The organism is Vibrio caribbeanicus ATCC BAA-2122 (assembly GCF_000165125.1).
GTDB lineage: Bacteria > Pseudomonadota > Gammaproteobacteria > Enterobacterales > Vibrionaceae > Vibrio > Vibrio caribbeanicus.
In genome coordinates this window covers 1-18,858 of record NZ_AEIU01000086.1, presented here as the reverse complement: position 1 = coordinate 18,858, position 18,858 = coordinate 1, and the positions used below count along the sequence as shown (strand labels likewise).

Below are 18,858 nucleotides of genomic sequence, written 5' to 3'. Positions count from 1 at the left end.
CCTTTGCTCATAGTGTTCATCACTATGGTACTTGCACTCCCCCAGTTGAATGCGAGAATTAGACATATTTATCTCTGAGAAAGAGTGAGTTATAGATGAACTGGTTCAAAAATAGTGTTGTAATAAGCCTCGCTGGTCTAGCTTTTAACGCTCAAGCTCAACTGGGCGAAACGCCAATTATTGGTGGTATTTTTAATTCCAGCGAAATTCTAAAAAACCAAATTACTTCCTCATTAACTTACTCGACCAAATTTGCAAAAGATATCACTCTGTTTACCATAGGTGGGATGACATTAGAGGCTTACTTGCTCACTCTGCCTCTCGACTCTGATACAAAGCTAAGAGTCATGGCGCAGCTCGCTGATCCGACCTACTCTATCCCTCTCGGTTATTTTTTGTATCAGTTCTATGACCGCTATACAGGTCTTGATAACAGTGACCAATTCAAAGCTCATCTCACCAAGATTTATGAGAAACAACAGCTTTTAAGCTTTGAGCATTCACTGTTTCAAATACAGAATCAGCAACCGCTAGAGAAAAAGCATGCGAAAGATCAGGCTCATCCAGAAGGGTTAAAAATCGACTCTGAATTTATTGCGGCAATGGTCACGGTATACGATGCACTATTTCAGATCGGTGAATGGCAAGATATGGAACAATTGCCCAAGCAATATACCTATCTCACCCAATCCGCTGACGATCTTAGCCTTGTCGCTAGGATCCAACCAATTGTCATTGAAATCATAAAGCAAGCCTCCGTCGGGATGGAAAACGGTGAAATGAAGAATGCCCTCCTCGCTATTGTCCAAGATGGCCAACCTCAAAACCGAAATAAACCCAACAACAAAGCGCAAGCTTTAACCATCACTTTAATCGACTTCATTCGCCTCAATGTTCTCAAAGGCTATCGACAATTTGTGTACCAGGACGAAAGAGAAGAAAAACTGACTCAATGGTTACAAAGTACCTTGGACAATAATCCTCAAGAAGTCATCGATTTTTTGAACTCACAACAACATCGACGCCTTGCTGTTCAAATAATCGTCGATGGCCTTCAACAAGGATTAGTAGAAGGTTTAATCGACCCTAAAAAGCCCTTTCTAAGCGAAGTTTATCGCCGCCATATCAATGCTAAAGATTATTTCTCTCCCGTGACAGATTCAAGCCCGGAACATCAGCAGTCACTAACCTTCCTCAAAACCTTATTGACTGGGGATTACCAAGATCCAAATTATCTTCCATTTTTCAAAAGAATTTATCGTGACCACGTTAAGTCAATCGCCCGCACAGGGATATCATCGACTCCTACGATCAGCGTGCGTAATCTTCCAATCGTCAAAACAGGAGCCAAGGTTTCAGGACAAAACGGGACACGGATACCTAACTTTCATTTTGTCGATCGTCAGCAAGATCGCGCCTACTATTTTTTTGGCAACGATGCCCTCCAATTAGACCGCTTAATACAAGACAACGGGGTACAAACTATGTTTGACCGGCTTGTCCACCTAAAAACTCTCAACTGCAATGCCCAATACGATTGGAATGCTCATACCAGCTATGATGGACTTATTAATCTCGGCGCTGGTGAAACTCTTAGAGATTTTGGTGAGAAACGCTGTTTAAGAGAGCTCGAGCACAGAGCAAACGTAGAACGTAGTTTGAATACGATGCGGCAAGACCTCATTGACAATATACAAGCATACAAGTCTATGCCTATTTGGGATTTCTTTACTAAGATCAGTCGCAAGTGGAAGTTAAAGCAGGATTTGGCAAATTATGCTGGGTTGGATATCCAAGGAATGCCTGACTTTACCCTTATCTACAACCCTTGGCCGGATCACTTTGCCCATTTTGTGGGTCCATTTAGCGATGAAATTCTTATGCCTACTGGAGAGCTTAATCGACTCGACTATTGGATTCGACAAATAGAAAACACCTATCAAAATGCTGGCGTATACAAAAGGACACTGTGGGGCATGGCCGGAGACCATGGACTCACTCCAGTTTACTACACATTAAATCCAGAAAAGACCATTTTCCAACCTTTGGAAACACGTCTTGGCTACCCATTAAAAATAAAAAAAATATCATCAGACGAAGGTGAAGGTCCCAAAATCACTAATGCACTCAATTACCCTAGTAACAAAGATATCGATGTTATCGTTGCTTCAACCGCTGGCGGGAACTTTATGATGGATCTTTTTAACTCACAATCAGGGTGGAGTAACCAACCGACATATCAAGATTTAGTAAATTGGAGCCCGATAAATGCTCAAAACAACCAAGTGCTGGATATCATATCGGAAACCGTTAATGCGTTATCCGACACTTTGGACTACCTCGTCGTCAGGGAGAGTAAGTGTGATCAGAACTACTGTGAGGCTCGCATTGTTGGATCACGAGAAGGCAAAAGACACGATGAAATTATTATCCACGACCGAGGCCGATATTTTTATGGTAGTGCGCAACCAAGCAACTTGTCCTTACGCCTACTGGATGTTCAATCCTTGAACCCTTTTCTTGCCAAGCCAACAGAAAAGCAATTGAACACTTTCGCTTCACTTATAGACCGGTGTGTTCTTAGGCCAAAACGAGACAATTCAGAAACTTGGTGCTCAAGCACACAATGGCGCACATTAACCCGTTTTACACCAAGACCTGATTCTGTGGTTCAATTAGCCAAGCTTTACGAAGAAGATAGAGCAGGCACCATTAACTTATTCCCAAGTGAAGGTATTGGGTTTAATACTAAAGTTCCCGGACGACATGCTGGAGAGGCTTATCTGGAGAAAGACGCGTTTATCGGTTTCTGGGGCGAACCAATAGGGACCAGTGCAAAAACGCTCTCCTTTGAGGCGAATGGTTCACTGGCACCGACTATTTACGAATATCTAACGGGAGAAAATGTCCAACAAGGCGACAATGGTTGGGGCTTTCCGTCACTATTAGAAAAACTCGACATATCGCCACAGTAATAGCAGGCTAACTGACCTCTGGATTAAAACGTTATTAGAGAGTGCTTTAATCCAGAAATATTAAAATGGCCGACGTGCGAACCCGGTCATAACATTTAGCCCCAAGCCTTTGCCAAGCTTTGTCATTGGATGAACAATGATTAATCCTCTAACGGACTTTTTTAATTGACCGATATCAGCTTGCTCAGCACGAGTGATTTCTCTCGAGAAAGGTAACGCTTTTATCTCTCTTTCTTTTTGGGTTAATGTGCGTTTTTGTTTATCTTGGATTTGAACAAGATCCGCTGTTAATTTTTCCACTTCCTCAGTAAACCTTGTTATCATGTCTTGATCATTACGGCTTCGAGCAGCAGCCAGCTTTCTTTGAGTTTTATCCAATTGGTTTTGCTTGTTTTGTTGCTCTTTGTTTAGGTTCATGCTCGTTCTCGAAAATAAAAAAGTGCGTAATAGTATCAGAGCTTGTGTAAGTTTGCTCAACAATAACTCACTAAAAGTCCGGTATTATTTGATCGAATTTTCACTTGGAACGTAATAAAGCATTATTTTTGGGGGACTTATGTATCAACTGACCATCTTTTACGACGGCTTTTGCCCATTATGTGTTAAAGAAATGGAGACATTACGTCGACATGACAAAGATGAGCGTATCGCGTTGGTTGATATCCAGACAGACGCCATAAACGACTATCCCTCTATTGACGTAAAAGAAGCCTCTCGTATTTTGCACGCTATCGATCAGCAAGGAAATTTGGTTCTTGGTTTGGATGCAACTCATCAAGCTTGGAAGCTTGTGGGTAAAGGATGGCTTTACGCCCCGCTGCGCTGGCCAGGAGTAAAAGTAATAGCAGACTGGTTCTACTTACGCTTTGCCAACAACAGGTACCTGATTTCCAAAATCTTTACCGGAAAAAGCCGCTGCGACAACGGGCAGTGTTCGCGCTGAAACACTTCGTAGCACTTCTAAATGTGACAAACTCATCAATAAAAAACTACTAAAGCCGATAAATTAGCTAGTCTTAAGTTAGATTATTCAATAAAAATTCGGCAAGTCCAGTTATGCTGTTCAGCTTTGCTCTTTTTAGCAAAGCGTAATCAGCTTAGCGGTCCTTATTTAGATACAGGAAGTTCGTATGAGTCTTACAATTCGCAGTCGCCTATATATATTGGCCTTTGGTCCTTTACTACTCATCTCAGTGGGTATGCTCAGTTTTACTTATCTCAAAACGACGCAGATGAATGATGAGCAAATGTCAGTCACCCGCGCTGAAATGATGGTCATGAAAAAGGACGAGCTTAAGCACTATTTACAAATGGCACGCTCGGCTATACAGCCATTTCTTGATAGAGGTGAGACACTCGATGATGCTCTACCTGTTTTGAAAGCGTTGGAATATGGTGACTCAGGTTATATTTTTGGTTTCGATTCAAACGGCATACGCAGATTATTGGGTAAGTCAGACAAAGGGATTGGTAAGAACATTTATAACCAAAAAGATAAACTGGGTAACTTATTTATCCAAGAAATTATTAAAAACGCAAAAACTGGGGATTACACGACCTATTACTTCCCCAAACCAGGCAAAACTGAGCCTCTGCCTAAACTTAGCTATGCCGCCTATATACCCGAGTGGGATTTGACTATCGGCACAGGGTTCTACACCGATGATGTGGACGCTGTTATCGCAGAAATGGAAGCATCATCCAGTGAAGCTTTACAAAATACACTTTCTGCCATCTTTATCTTCTGTGTTGTTATCGCTGGCATCGTTGCTATCTTCGCCGTCGCCATCAATCGCACTATCCTCAAACCTTTAGATTTGTTCGACAAATCCATTAGCTCCTTTGCAACTGGTAATGCCGATCTAACGGCAAGAATGGAAGACTTCAAGGCTCCTGAATTTGCTCAGTTAAGTAAGAACTTTAATGCGTTTGTCGCCAGCTTACAAAATATTATTCGTAGTGTTACCGACGTTGGCCACAAGGTGGTTTCCGAGACAAATAATATGTCCGAACGAGCAGCGAAAGTAGATGAACTCGCCAATGGTCAGCGCCAGGAGACAGAACAAGTCGCAACAGCAATGACAGAAATGACCACGACCGCAGGAGAGATATCCAATAATGCCAGTCAAGCAGCGCATTCAGCTAAAGAAGCTGATGATAACGCTAAAGAGGCACAAGGAATTGTAAACTCAGCAGCTCAATCAGTCCAAGCACTTGCTGAAGAAGTTTCTCAAGCAAACGGCGTTATTTCACGACTCGAAGGCGACGTGCAAAATATTTCCTCTTCTCTGGAAGTCATTCAAGATATCGCAGAGCAAACTAACCTGCTTGCTCTTAATGCCGCTATCGAAGCAGCTCGTGCAGGAGAGCAAGGTAGAGGCTTTGCTGTTGTAGCTGATGAAGTTCGTAAACTAGCGAGCAGAACCCAAGATAGTACGGGTGAAATCCATCAGATGATTGAACAGCTCAAAGCGGCTTCCGATGATGCAGTCAAGGCAATGGAGTCGAGTCAAAGGCGCGGTGCGAGCACTGTGGAGGAAGCCAATGCAGCGGCAAAAGCTCTCATTCAAATTCAAGAGTCCATAGGCACCATCATGGATATGAATTCACTGATCGCCACAGCAACAGAAGAACAAAGTTTGGTCGGACAAGACATCTCGAAACGCATCGTCATCATTTCGGATCAAAGTTATCAGTCTGCAGAATTAGCTAACGAAAACCGTGCAGGAAGCCAAGGTCTCAATCATAAAGCCAACGAGCTTTATGATTTGGTGGGAAGATTCACAGTATAAAAAGTTAATGGGCCTCATATTGAGGCCCACTTTGTATACCGAAAACTGAATACCACTATATTAATGGTCAGGGGTTCTTCTGTCTTTCCTTTATTCTTCTTACTTAATCAAACTTCTTACTCCCTTCCCCATACGTGATCAAAGATAAACTTATTTGAAAACTCGACCCCATTTGCATTATGTAGTGCAGTAATCTATATGTTTAGAGGTTATCGATCTTTAGTTGGCCATAAGCTCTTTTTGAGCACTAAGTATTTACAGTACCAGCCACATAATCATCTGATTTTGTTGGTTTCAAGAATTCTTTACAAGGAAGTTTGATATGCTTTCAAGACTAATGATCGCTCAAAAAATACTTTTACTTGGTGTATCCCAGCTTATCCTCATGTTTATATTGGGCGGCTATGCTATTTCAAAAATGGACAAAATTGGAATGGCACTTATTGACATTGCTGAAGAGGATATCCCACTGACCAAAATGCTCACTAAAGTAACGGAGCATCAGCTCGAACAAGCGATATTATTCGAACGTTCCATGATTATCGCTATGAGAGTACGTCAAGGGATTGAAAGTAAACAAAACTTCGAAAAAGCCAAAAATTTAGTACACGATTTGACGGTATCAACAGAACAAGAAATTATTCAAGTCGAACAATTTATCGAACAAGCGTTACCTCTCTTAAACTCAGAAAAAGCCAAAGTAAAATTTGAAAATCTTCTAATCTCTCTGAAAAAAGTTGAAACGTCGTACAGTACATTGACTGAAGAAGTCGATGGTATTTTGGCATATGGCTCTGAAGGTGACATAGAATCCATGCTAAAGTATTCAAGACAAGTCGAACAACATGAAGATGAGCTCGATCAAGCGCTAATTAAAATTCTCGATGATATTCAGGACTTCACTCTTCAAACCGCTCTAGCAGCTGAAAAAGAAGAGATTTCTGCCCTGCAAACGATGATTGTGATTGCAACCTGTGCCTTCATCATAGGACTTGCGATGTGCATTTCAATTACCCACTCAATCAACCGTCCACTTAAAGAATTTATCCAACGACTAGACCAAGTTTCTAAAGCAGACTTAACCACCAGAATGGGAACATTTTCTTCTCCAGAGTTTGCGACTCTCAGTCACAACTTCAATGCATTTGTTGCCAGTTTACAAGACATGATGCGCAGTGTTACCGATGTGGGCCATAGTGTCGCCAATGAGACTGAAAATATGTCGAAGCGAGCGAAAAAGGTCGAAGCGCTCACTGATGGTCAGCGCCAAGAGACCAATCAGGTGGCAACAGCAATGACTGAGATGACGGATACGGCGGGAGATATATCCAACAATGCCAACCAGGCTGCCAACTCAGCCAAAATGGCAGATGATAATGCAAAAGAAGCCCAAAGCATTGTCAACGCAGCCGCCCAATCCGTTGAAGCGTTAGCAGATGAGGTATCACAGGCGGGAAATGTGATATCTAGACTTGAGGGTGATGTGAAAAATATTTCTTCTTCTCTCGAGGTTATCCAAGATATCGCCGAACAAACAAACTTACTCGCATTAAATGCAGCGATAGAAGCTGCCCGAGCAGGAGAACAAGGTAGAGGCTTCGCTGTTGTTGCAGATGAGGTACGTAAACTTGCCAGCAGAACTCAAGAGAGTACAGGTGAAATACATGAAATGATCGAGCAATTAAAAGCCGCCTCCGACGATGCGGTAAAAGCGATGGCCTCTAGCCAAGAGAGGGGAGCAACGACCGTTGAAGAAGCCAATGCTGCAGCAAAGGCATTAATTCAAATACAAGAGTCGATAGGAAATATAATGGACATGAATGCTCTAATAGCCAAAGCCACTGAAGAACAAAACCAAGTTGGACAAGATATTTCTAAACGAATTACGATTATATCTGACCAAAGTTCGCAATCTGCTAGTTTATCAAACGAAAACCAGCAAGGAGGTCTAGAGCTCAATAAAAAGGCAAGCCTACTATCAAGTCTTGTCAGTAAATTTAGAGTCTAGATTGGGCACTCTCGGTGCCCAACCTTCAACATCAGTCAAGCTTTAGTGTCACGCCTGAATAAGCACTATAAGCATTCAACATAACGTGATAGGTGACACCAGGCTGAGCCCACACACGACATTGTTCATTATTACCAGTACTGTAAGGTCGACAATCATAACTTGTTGTAGTGGGTTTACTGCCAGCCTTAACATACAAATCTAAATCCCCACGACCTCCCGATGTTGAAACAACCAAGTTTTGGGTCGAATTTACAGTAAATGTATAGAAGTCTTGGTTCGAGCGGCTTGCACTCAGACCTGTAATAGGGGTACCTTGTTGCAAAACTTTTCCAGTCGGCGGTGGTAAAGTACCACAAGTTGCATCAACGCCAACCGTATTAAATGCTGCTCGGACATCTGTAACATTATATCCTCGGTCTGCCGCTGCTTTTGCAACCCCACACCCTCCTTGGTCAAAAGTGCTGTTTGCAGTCCAATATAATTGATTAGCAGTGGTAAATATTTCAAAGCCTTTACGCACATTCCAACCAGGCTTATTCGACAGTAAATAAAAAGCTCGGTTAAAAACACCGCTTGAATAATGGACATTCATACCATTTGAATAATCTCTGGCATGATCGATGGACTTACCGTCTTTTGATGGCTGGTCAAAATAACGTAAGCCACCCGATGACTTAAAGATATCAGCCCCAATAATCCAATCTACCGAGCCCTTCATATAAAACTCAGCCGCTTCACCTGCGATATCACTGAATGCTTCATTGATACCTCCAGACATGTTTCGATATACCAGGCCAGAGTTTTGTTCGGTGAACCCGTGGCTCACTTCATGAGCACTGACGTTAATATCAACAAGTGGGTAGAATCTATTTTTTCCATCACCAAATGTCATCGATGAGCCATTCCAGAACGCATTTTCGTAATCGGACCCATAATGCACCCTCATTGTTAACTGAAAGCTAAGAGGGGACGTATTCATCCAGTCTTGGTACATATCAAAAACAACTTTTCCAAAGAAATGAGCATCATTTAAAGGAGAGTAGGCGCCATTAATTGATTTATGATCGTTATAGTTGCTATTGTTTGCGCAATCATAGCTGTAGGCTGTACTTCCAGAGCGACGGTTCTTCATATCCACTGTTTTTACCGCTGAATTGTTCATAGTACAGCGATTGCCACTCTTACTGATAAGAAAGCCTGAGTAATCGGTTCCGTATTCATAGCGGCCGGTTTTTGAGTTCCCTCCAGGCCCTGTCCCCGTGGCAGTTATATGATTAAGGCCGTTCCAATGATCCACAACTTCACCAGTTTGAGCATCTATCATATAGAAAGGACGCTCGGGACGCGCTTCGGCAACAAAAAAATCGACAACATAGACCAATTGAGCCATTTGATCTTCATTTAAGCGCACCATCAGCTTTGCATTCTTGTTTTCAAAGTTTGATGTATCGACCGCACTAAGTTGAAAGCTTTCTATCGCCAAATTTATCGCTTGTTTTTTCGTAATGTCAGGCGTCAGAGTCGATAAATCTGTATCGATACCTTCTACCATTTGTCCATAAGCTTCTGTAGGTTCCTCTCTCACCACAGTCGCAACCACTGAGGTGTCATAAACGGGAATACCTAAGTAAGTTTGCTGATAGCGAACCTTTATTTTTCCATTGGGCAGAGTTATTCGCTTTACTGGCGTGAGTCCATTTTCTATCGGTACCACACTCTGTGATTGCACTTTTAGTATAGATTTGAGTTTTGCAGTGTCTGTAACTTTTACCAATTCTGCTGCGTGAGTCATCGAAATCGATGATGTACCGAGAGCTACGGCAATCATCCAGCTAAGTTGACGTTGTGATTTCATTTTTTATTCCTGTATTTGTAATAATTGTTATCTTTCCAACAGCCCAAATGGAAATGATTTAGCGACAATTCGCATATTAAACATGGAATGAATTAGAAATATTTTACAATTCATTAATAAAACTTTTTATTTTGAATTGTAAAGAAAAGATGTCACAAATTAATCACTTAAATAGAAACTGAAATAATTTAAATATTATTCATATACTTATAATGACTATAATAAAATCAATCCTACAAAAAATGTATTTTTATAAAGCTTGTTATTTTATTTTGTTAATAATTCATCATAAATACCATTTAAAAAATTAGACGACTTTTGGTGTGAAAATGTGGCTCGAAAAATGACGCATGACTCTCGTCAGTTTTGATTCCCCTTTAATGCGAAACAACTTGCATAATGCAATTAATTTGCATTATGCAAGTTAGTGACCTATTACTAATAGTGATAAGTATCTCTATGTGATAAAAAAAATTTTGATAGGCATCACCTTTTCTTTGGTATGTAGTTTGCTTAGATCTGATTAAATGTAACAACAGGCACTACGCTTAGAGTGTGTGTAAAGGGAGTACGGTATGCTTTCAAGGCTAATGATTGCTCAAAAAATCTTATTACTGGGCCTAACCCAAATATTGCTCATGATAATCCTAGGTGGTTATGCCATCTATCAGATGGATAAAATCGGTCTCGCTCTTATCGATATTGCTGAGGAAGACATTCCATTGACGAAAATGCTGACCAAAGTAACGGAACATCAGCTTGAGCAAGCAATATATTTTGAACGTGCGCTGATAAAAGCGATCCGCGTCGAGCAAGGGTTGGAATCAAAAGCAAACTTCGATAAATATAAAAATAAAGTCCACGACTTAACCGTTAAAACTGAGAAAGAAATCTTTGAGGTTGAGAAATTTATTGAGCACGCTATACCATTGCTCCACTCTGAGAAGGCCAAACTCAAATTTGAAAACTTGCTCATCGAGCTTAAGAAGGTTGAAAAATCATACAGCACGCTCGTAGACGAAGTAGACGAAGTGATGGCACTCGGCGCTTCTGGTGAAATCAAGAAGATGTTGAAATACGCCTACAAAGTGGAAGCGCACGAAGATGAGCTGGATCAAGCACTGATAAAAATTTTAGATGATGTGCAAAATTTCACGTTAGACACTGCACTGCAGGCAGAGAAAGATGAGATTGTAGCGCTTCAAATCATGACAGTGATGGCTATTGTTGCTGTGACAGTGGGACTCTTACTCTGCATCGTTATCACAAGAGCGATTAAAAAGCCTATTGTCGAATTAATCGAGCGTATTGATGAAGTGGCAAATGGTGATGGCGACCTCACAGTGCAACTCGAGGTAAGCTCTGATGACGAAACAGGAATAGTCGCTGATTCCTTTAATAAGTTTTTAACCGTGTTAAGAGGTTCTATCAGCCAAGTAAAAGAGAGAGCCGACGAACTCAAAGAGTCCTCAGACGTAACCTCAACGACGCTCAGAAAAACTCTGCAAAATGCAGAGCAACAGCGCCAAGACATTGAGCAAGTCGCAACGGCCATTAATCAAATGAACGAGTCTACTCAGGAGGTAGCCAATAGCGCATCACAAGCATCCAGTGTTACCGACGATGTTAAAAAAGATGTGCTTGAGGGACACAAGGAAGCCTTAGAGATCCAGCACATCATCGAAGAGTTGTCTCAAGAGGTGACGAGTTCCTCGGTCGTTATTGAAACCTTAGTATCTGAAACAAACAATATCGGACAAGTATTAGAATCGATACAGGGTATCGCTGAGCAAACAAACCTATTAGCACTTAATGCCGCCATAGAAGCAGCCCGTGCTGGTGAGACGGGGCGGGGCTTTGCGGTTGTTGCTGATGAGGTGCGCTCCCTGGCAAAGCGTACTCAAGATGCAACTGTTGACATTCAAAAATTGGTTGAGCGTTTACAATCAGAGGCACAGAATGCTGTTACAAGCATGAAGAAGGGAACAGAAACTGCAGAGCTGTGTCTCGCAAGAAGCACAGAGTCAGCAAATACCTTCTCGCGAGCCGCCGAGTCCGTAAGCAAAGTAGCAGAACTGAACATCCAAATTGCTGCTTCTGCCGAGGAACAATCTTCAGCGACAGCTGATCTCGACGGCAACCTCTCCAATATCAAATCATTAGCCGAAGAGACGACAAGTGACACACAAAGCTCATCAGCGGCAAGTGAAGAAATTGCTCAAACAGCGCGTGACCTTCATCAAAATGTCAGTAAATTTAAATGTTAACTGATTTCTAATCTCGCCAACAAGTTTATCTTAGGTAGGACATAGAATGAAAAAAAGGGCATCAGCCCTTTTTTTCATTCTATCTCATAGTAGGTACCATCATAGATGGTTCAGTGTTTGTTCTTGAATTTAAATATTACAAACACCCCTTGAGGAGTCCGTTATCTCCAGGCATTACTTCTCTTGAACTTGGCGCCGTGACAACACTGTTAATACTATCAGAAGGCTCTAGAGGCTCAGTTTAGCTCTCAGATTAGAACACGGCTAACAACTAACACAAGCAGCATTAAAATGCTTTAGAGCGACAATGCTGAGATATTCGTATAAACCGCACAGACAAAAGTGAGTGGTCATGTTTAACCCATAGTGGTGACCATTAATCTCTCAAACAAGTGGTCCCCCTTTCTTTATAATCTTCTATCAAGATAGTTAATCACACAAAACCAAGAAAAGTTAACAGGCTAGATTCATTCAGTGAAGTTTAACTTACAGGAGAGGCAAGGACGTGAAGATCCCATTATCAAAACATTGGTCGGGACGTCTGTAAATAACCATATTTACGCGAGGTACTCGAATATACCCAAATAACCTCAAGATGCTAGGTTCAACGAGAATGGCTTGCTTTACAGGCAAGGCAACGATTTGAAAATCTAGTCATCTAAATTGAAAACCGGTAACGACGTATGTAAAGCAAGACAACTCACCCTTCGGAAGCGTGCCACAGCGCCGATTTCATCGTCAAATAACTTGGTAAGAGCTCACTATTCCGCTGCGTTATTTTCCTTGAACTCACCACTGTGGTATCGCTCTGACTCCTGCATTTTGAAGTCACTTGGGTATAGGCTTATAAAAACCGAGTCAGTAATGATGAGACTGGAAAAACAAAAAGCTCTCAAGTGAGAGCTCTTATCTGTTAAATATCGATTCATTTTATGCCGTATTTAGCCAAAATTTTGTCAAAGGTTCCGTTACTTTTTATCTCAGCTAAACCTTTATTAAAGGCATCAATATACTCACTGTGATTAGGGTTTGCGAGCCCCATTGTGACATGCAGTGGGTTAACTGATAGAGCGTTGTTAGTAAATGCAAAGTCACTCAAATTCATACCTGCATTTGACAACGTAGACTTGGCAACTAACTCATCTTCTAAAGTCAAATCAATACGTTTAGCAGTCAGCTTTTTAGCATTGGATACAAAATCGTTTGACTCTGGCTTTTTGAAAGTTTTTGCATTTAGAAATTCATCACCATATCCATAATTTCGCACAATCCCGACCGTTTTCCCTTTCAAGCTATCGATACCGCTGTATTCAAAGCTATCACCACTACGTTTAATAAACTTTAGGGAGTTCTCCAAATAAGGATCACTATACTTGAGATATGATGTGCGGTCTTCTGTGTACCATGTAGCTACCAACACATCCACGCGCCCAGCCTTGACCTCTTCAATCGACCGAGACCATGGCATTATCTTGAAGTCCACTGTATGGCCTTGCGTTTTGAACGCTTCAACGATGATCTCTACCGACACTCCTGGGCTGCTTGCGTCTTTCTGGACAAAGGGAGCCCAAGGATCTTGCGCCGCGGTAATCGTTGCAGCATGCGCAGCAAACGAGCCGAGCACAAAAAGAATCGGTAATAATAGCTTATTCATAACATGTCCTCTATATGAAGGTTATGTGCGGAATTTAGCCATGTGATTTGCTATGTTTTGGCTCAAGCTAAGTACTTCTTCGGTTCGGTTTGCGTTCTTGGTTGCACCCTCAGAGACGTCATTGGCCGCTTCAGAAGCCTCAACGATTGCCTGACTAATTTCCTCAACTGCCAACCTCTGCTCATCTGTCGCATGAGAAATTTGGCCGCTTCTGTCTGATATAATCGTTATAAGACTCTTCACTTCACCAACTGAACTTTGAGACTCACTGACTCTAACGGCAGTTTGCTCTAATAAGGTTGCAATCCGGGTGAGTTCATCCTCCACGGATTGTGTGGCAACGCCTAGTGCGGCGATATTCTTTTGTATTTGCTCGGTCGACTCGCTAGTTTTGACAGCCAGATTACGAACTTCGTCAGCAACCACCGCGAATCCACGTCCCTGCTCACCTGCACGAGCCGCCTCTATTGCCGCGTTTAGTGCGAGCAAGTTAGTTTGCTCTGAAATATCATTGATCACATTTAAGACTGTGGTGATCTTCTCGCCCTCATCCATCAAAATATGCATCTCTGCATTTACATGATTCATTTCCTCACGCATGTTGATGATTTCGGTTGCAGAGTTTTCGATTGATTGATTTACCTCAGAGGCGAGTGTTGTTGCTGTCTGTGCTTGCTCGGCAGTTTCTGCGGCTGTATCTGCTACCGTACCGACAGACTGGCTCAACTGCGTTGCAGCGGCGGCGACTGTGGTGAGCTGATGTTTCTGTTGATCAAGCTTATCGGCATTCGATTGTGCAGTACGCCCGTTGGCCTGTGCCTTGTCGCCAAGTGCTTCAGACGATTCATTTACGTCCTTAACAATAACGCGCAGCGACTCAGTAAAGTGATTAATTCCCTCGGTGATATCAGCAAACTCTAGATACTTCGCGGGAGCGAGTTTGTTGGTCAAATCGCCATCGCCAGATGCCAAATCTTTGATAACTTCCGTTAGTTGAGCGATGGGTCTGATCACGGTTATCGATAGGACAGAAATAATGACAATAGAAATAATCAAATCCAATACGATTAGCTCAATAGCGCTGGTTTTTATCATATCTTGAAGTTTGGCGTCCAATGGCGATGTATCGTAAAAGACCGTAACTTTACCTACCGAGTTTTCTTCCCCATATTCTACAAAGACAAGATTTTCGGTAAGACTATTTTCAACCAAAAACTGCGACTCATCAGTCACTTCCAATACCTGTTTTTTGTCTCCGTCAACGGCTTGATATGTGAGGAATAACAGACTTGTACCCTCAGTATCTGCTAGACGTATTGCTGCGATCTCAGGTAGCTTTAACTCTGCCGAAATCGACACTTTTGCTGAGTCAAGATCGAAGTCCCACACCGCCTTTGGCAAACTTATCATCATCCTTTGTGTTGTATTTTCCACTGAGGACTGAAGCTCACTCAATAGATTTTTTTTGACGCTCCCGTAGTTAATAAAAGAGGAAACGAGCAAAACGACGGTCAAAGCAATGATAACTTGGACGAGAAATACAATTTTTAACCTTTTCAAAACGAAGCCTCTGGTTTGTACAGGCAGTTATTAAAAAATAGTAACTGATTAATCAATAATCAAACAAAGAGCTAAATGAGATGGACATCTCACTTTTCAAGTGGAAGTACAGTCCTATCACACACCTTATCTGAACCCTAATGTAAAATTATAGTTATCATATGGTTAATGAGTCTATACTAAGCAGCACGATTGATGCATTTGAATGTAAAAAAGGTGAAGGCGCTTACAAGATTGAAGAGTTTTGAAGAGTTCGCAATCACAAGGTAGTTAAATCTTGCGTGGAGTCATAAGTTAAAATACCTCATAAAACACAACGTCACTACCCTTGACTTAAGATACGCCACTAGTTAAGTAATTAACTTCAGTCCATCTGAGCATTAAATATATGACTAAAACTTTCTAAATAACCCATGACAAATGCGGTTTTATTGTTAACAAGCAGTGATTAATTTTTATAAAATTTAACTTTTCAAAACTATATTCTATTTATTAGATTTAACAAATTTTAATACTGGGATATATGTTTGTTTTTAGTTTTATCTATTGAAAATACTTTCATTAGCGGGATAATGGCCTTGTTGTTAACCGGATGTTAACTCCGTCAATAAGGACATGGAAATGGAAAACAAGTTTTTGATAGAAGCATTTCAAACCCCTAAAGGGATTACCTCAGGCTTATCCTCATACTTTGATAACCTTCCGGCCGACCCATATATCGACAGCAACCATCGCTTTCGCACATATGCACGTTTTCAAAATGAGGGAGGGAAAATAATCCGATTGCCTCACTCTACTTTCACTCAATCATCAACTTTCAATCGGGTGGTTGGTGACATCGAACGTGATTTCGCCGAAATGAGCAATGACATGACTCAAACGCCCGAGTTTCAACACCTAATCAATTCGTTTATGGATCGAACTGGCGCCTGTAACGACCATTCAGTAGTAGATGTCCATCAAATACGCGTCACTTGTGATTCAGATGCAACGAGCGCACCAGCCCCCGAGGGTATTCATCAAGATGGTTATCGCTTTGTAGGTATATTTTGCGTTCAGCGAAAAAATATTTCAGGAGGCTTCACTCAGATCTATGCATCTCCGGTTGACCAGCACCCACATTTAAATACAGTTTTGGAAGAAAACCAATTCGTGATCATTAATGATTCACGTTTCTTCCACCATATATCAGAAACTCTCTCTAGTATTGCTGGAGAAAAAGGAGTCCGTGATGTCTTCGTTTTTACCGCTTAATAAACTTAATGTCAGTGAGTTACGAGCTCAATTCCCAGCCCTGATTAATAGACAGAATGGGCAAAACTCAATTTATTTTGACGGCCCGGGCGGAACTCAACAACCCCTATCAGTAATCAATGGGTACGGAAACTACTTATCACAAGGAAATTCAAACTTAGGTGGTCGTTTTTCAGTAAGCAAACAGACCGTTAACTTGGTTAACCAATGCCGTTTAAAAGCAGCGGCTCTCTTTGGTGCTTCTTCTCCTGACGAAATCGTCTTTGGCGCTAACATGACAACAATGGCTTTTCATTTTAGCCGTATCATCAGTCAAGATTGGAAAAAGGGGGATGAAATTATCCTCAGTGATGCTGACCATGGTGCTAATCGCTCGTCATGGGCAATGGCAGCCAAAGATAAAGGAGTCAAAGTCCACTACGTTCCGATAAGCGACCACACATGCAACCTTGACCTCACAAAGTTTCAATCGTTGCTTAATGAGAAAACACGACTGGTCGCTATTACCGCAGCAAGTAACTTATCGGGTACTTTGGTAGATATAGAAAAAGTGACTAAGTTAGCCAAAGGAAATGGAAGTCTGGTTGTCGTAGATGCGGTTCACTTGCTACCACATAAGCTGCTCGATGTAACTAAGCTTGGTGCAGATCTTGTGGCAAGCTCTGCATACAAATACTTTGGCCCCCACTTGGGCGTGTTCTATGGACGAAAAGAACTACTCGAAGGCTATATGCCCTACAAAGTAGAGCCCGCGCCCAATCATGCTCCAAATTGCTGGGAAACTGGGACACTTAACTTTGAAGCTCTTGGTGCATTTTCATGCGCTATTGATTACCTCGCTTCTTTAGGTCAAGGCAATACCCTTCGTCAACAACTCGAATCTGCGTACGAAAATATTACGCAATACGAATGTTCACTTGCCAACTATTTTTTAGCGCGTCTCAGTGAGTACCCTTCCGTTGAGCTCTTTGGTGAGCCGACGGCTCACAATAGGACGGCAACATTCGCTCTTCGTTTTGGCGACCTTGACCCAGCGCAAGTAGCTGCCCACCTTGGTGAACATGAAATTTACACTTGGAGTGGTCACCTTTATGCCGATCGATTGACAGACGCGCTTGGTATCACTGAAAAAGGAGGTATCTTGCGAGTTGGTTTAATGCACTACAATACGCATGATGAAATTGATAAGTTTTTCAGTGCGCTAAGCACCATTATTTAGTACAACAAAAATATAGGCCAGTCAGGCTGGCCTATAATTCAAGTCAGGAGAACAAAAGGAAAACTGTTCCACCAACCAGTTTACAAATTGAGTCTCTCTCTCCTCCAAACAATGATTTTTCGTCAAGAGTACATATCGATATCCGGATTTTATAAAGCCATATGGCGCTATCAAATTCCCTCTTTTTACTTCATCCATTATCAATGGGTAAGAACCAACCACTGTGCCGAGACTGTCAATTGCAGCCTGAATTGAAAAATAAAAATGTCCAAAAGAACGTTGTTTACTTGGTGTCGGTCGCGCAACATCTGCTTCCCTAAACCAGTCAGCCCAAGCATTAAGCCTTGTGTCACTGTGTATCAAAGTTGCATACATCAGGTTTCCCTCTATCTGCCTCCAATACTCCGGAGACAACACGGGCCCAACCCACTCATCACCTAAGTCAATAATGTTGTAGTTGCTGTTGACCGTAAAATCGTTGCGGCGTATCGCCATGGATAACCCTGCACTAGCAAGATCGACATTACCACCAGCCGTCGAGAGTCTGATCTCTGTGTTAAATTTGTCTTGGAAGTCAGTTAACCTTGGCATAAGCCAACGCATACTCAATGTTGGCTCACAGGAAATATTGAGACACTGTTGCTTCTCCTGTTCAAGTCTTGTAACAGCACTCGATAAGTAGTCAAAAGCTTGATTTGTATATGACGCCAGTATCGCACCTTCCTTGGTCAAACACATTTTCCTTCCACGCTTAACAAATAGCTTCTGTTGTAGATAGTCTTCAAGTGTAGCGATCTGCTTACTTACAGCGCCATGAGTAATATTCAATCTTGATGCCGCTTGGCTATAACTCGATGAATGAGCAACTGTATTGAATATATAGAAAGCATTCAAATGTCTCATAATGTGACAAAATCTCACATATTAGTGAATTTAATTTCGATTATAGATGAGTCGATATTTTCCTACAATTCTCCAACAGTTTGAATAAATGATTGAGGATAGAGTGGAACTTATCAGCTTTGCACTATTAGGTATATTGATTGTTATAAGTCCTGGCGCAGATTTTATATTAGTGGTAAGAAATACCTTAACTAAAGGAAAGGAACATGGATTAGCGACTGCTGCTGGGGTTAGCCTAGCCATCTGTATCCATATTGCCTATTCATTGCTTGGTATTAGTTACTTAATTTCACAAAATACTTGGCTTTTTTACCTGATAAAATATCTCGGTGCCGGATACTTGATTTATGTGGGCATAAAAGGGCTTT

At 41.7% G+C, this 18,858-nt stretch carries 13 protein-coding genes; 8 read left to right on the top strand and 5 right to left on the bottom strand.

Features of this window, described 5'->3' with window-relative positions; genetic code table 11:
• Window positions 1-95 precede the first annotated feature (95 nt).
• Entirely contained in the window at window positions 96-2,975 is a 2,880-nt protein-coding gene (locus RH40_RS13965) for an alkaline phosphatase family protein (RefSeq protein WP_009602218.1), read from the top strand.
• A 60-nt stretch (window positions 2,976-3,035) separates the two neighbouring features.
• Here RH40_RS13965 and RH40_RS13960 read toward each other — a convergent pair whose 3' ends face one another.
• Entirely contained in the window at window positions 3,036-3,392 is a 357-nt protein-coding gene (locus RH40_RS13960; RefSeq protein WP_009602217.1) for a YibL family ribosome-associated protein, read from the bottom strand.
• A 139-nt stretch (window positions 3,393-3,531) separates the two neighbouring features.
• Between RH40_RS13960 and RH40_RS13955 the strand changes: the two genes are divergently transcribed.
• From RH40_RS13955 to RH40_RS21225, 3 genes are all read left to right on the top strand, one after another.
• The gene (locus tag RH40_RS13955; RefSeq protein ID WP_009602216.1) at window positions 3,532-3,918 is read left to right on the top strand and encodes a thiol-disulfide oxidoreductase DCC family protein; all 387 of its coding nucleotides are present in this window, start codon (window positions 3,532-3,534) and stop codon (window positions 3,916-3,918) included.
• Window positions 3,919-4,105: 187 nt separating this feature from the next.
• Entirely contained in the window at window positions 4,106-5,767 is a 1,662-nt protein-coding gene (locus RH40_RS13950; protein WP_009602215.1) for a methyl-accepting chemotaxis protein, read from the top strand.
• Between the two features lie 322 nt (window positions 5,768-6,089).
• On the top strand, window positions 6,090-7,775 hold the full coding sequence (locus RH40_RS21225; RefSeq protein WP_009602214.1) for a methyl-accepting chemotaxis protein: 1,686 nt from the start codon (window positions 6,090-6,092) through the stop codon (window positions 7,773-7,775).
• Between the two features lie 31 nt (window positions 7,776-7,806).
• Here RH40_RS21225 and RH40_RS13940 read toward each other — a convergent pair whose 3' ends face one another.
• Window positions 7,807-9,633 (bottom strand): M4 family metallopeptidase, encoded by a 1,827-nt coding sequence (locus RH40_RS13940; RefSeq protein ID WP_009602213.1) that lies wholly within the window; start codon window positions 9,631-9,633, stop codon window positions 7,807-7,809.
• A 575-nt stretch (window positions 9,634-10,208) separates the two neighbouring features.
• On the opposite strand from RH40_RS13940, the gene RH40_RS13935 reads away from it, so the two are divergent.
• Window positions 10,209-11,900, top strand: coding sequence for a methyl-accepting chemotaxis protein (locus RH40_RS13935; RefSeq protein ID WP_009602212.1), 1,692 nt, complete (start codon window positions 10,209-10,211; stop codon window positions 11,898-11,900).
• A gap of 925 nt (window positions 11,901-12,825) precedes the next feature.
• On the opposite strand, the gene RH40_RS13930 is transcribed toward RH40_RS13935, so the two are convergent.
• Both RH40_RS13930 and RH40_RS13925 read right to left on the bottom strand, forming a co-directional pair.
• Window positions 12,826-13,554, bottom strand: a complete 729-nt coding sequence (locus RH40_RS13930) for a transporter substrate-binding domain-containing protein (RefSeq protein WP_009602211.1) — start codon at window positions 13,552-13,554, stop codon at window positions 12,826-12,828.
• Between the two features lie 21 nt (window positions 13,555-13,575).
• Window positions 13,576-15,114, bottom strand: a complete 1,539-nt coding sequence (locus RH40_RS13925) for a methyl-accepting chemotaxis protein (protein WP_009602210.1) — start codon at window positions 15,112-15,114, stop codon at window positions 13,576-13,578.
• 615 nt (window positions 15,115-15,729) lie between these two features.
• Here RH40_RS13925 and RH40_RS13920 point away from each other — a divergent pair.
• Together RH40_RS13920 and RH40_RS13915 are read left to right on the top strand one after the other, a co-directional pair.
• On the top strand, window positions 15,730-16,368 hold the full coding sequence (locus RH40_RS13920; protein WP_081455015.1) for a 2OG-Fe dioxygenase family protein: 639 nt from the start codon (window positions 15,730-15,732) through the stop codon (window positions 16,366-16,368).
• Entirely contained in the window at window positions 16,346-17,587 is a 1,242-nt protein-coding gene (locus tag RH40_RS13915; RefSeq protein ID WP_009602208.1) for a cysteine desulfurase-like protein, read from the top strand. The genes RH40_RS13920 and RH40_RS13915 overlap by 23 nt, the downstream gene beginning before the upstream one ends.
• Before the next feature lie 21 nt (window positions 17,588-17,608).
• On the opposite strand, the gene RH40_RS13910 is transcribed toward RH40_RS13915, so the two are convergent.
• Window positions 17,609-18,490 (bottom strand): LysR family transcriptional regulator, encoded by an 882-nt coding sequence (locus tag RH40_RS13910; RefSeq protein WP_009602207.1) that lies wholly within the window; start codon window positions 18,488-18,490, stop codon window positions 17,609-17,611.
• 103 nt (window positions 18,491-18,593) lie between these two features.
• On the opposite strand from RH40_RS13910, the gene RH40_RS13905 reads away from it, so the two are divergent.
• A partial coding sequence (locus tag RH40_RS13905; protein WP_009602206.1) for a LysE family translocator occupies window positions 18,594-18,858 on the top strand: 265 nt, incomplete at its 3' end.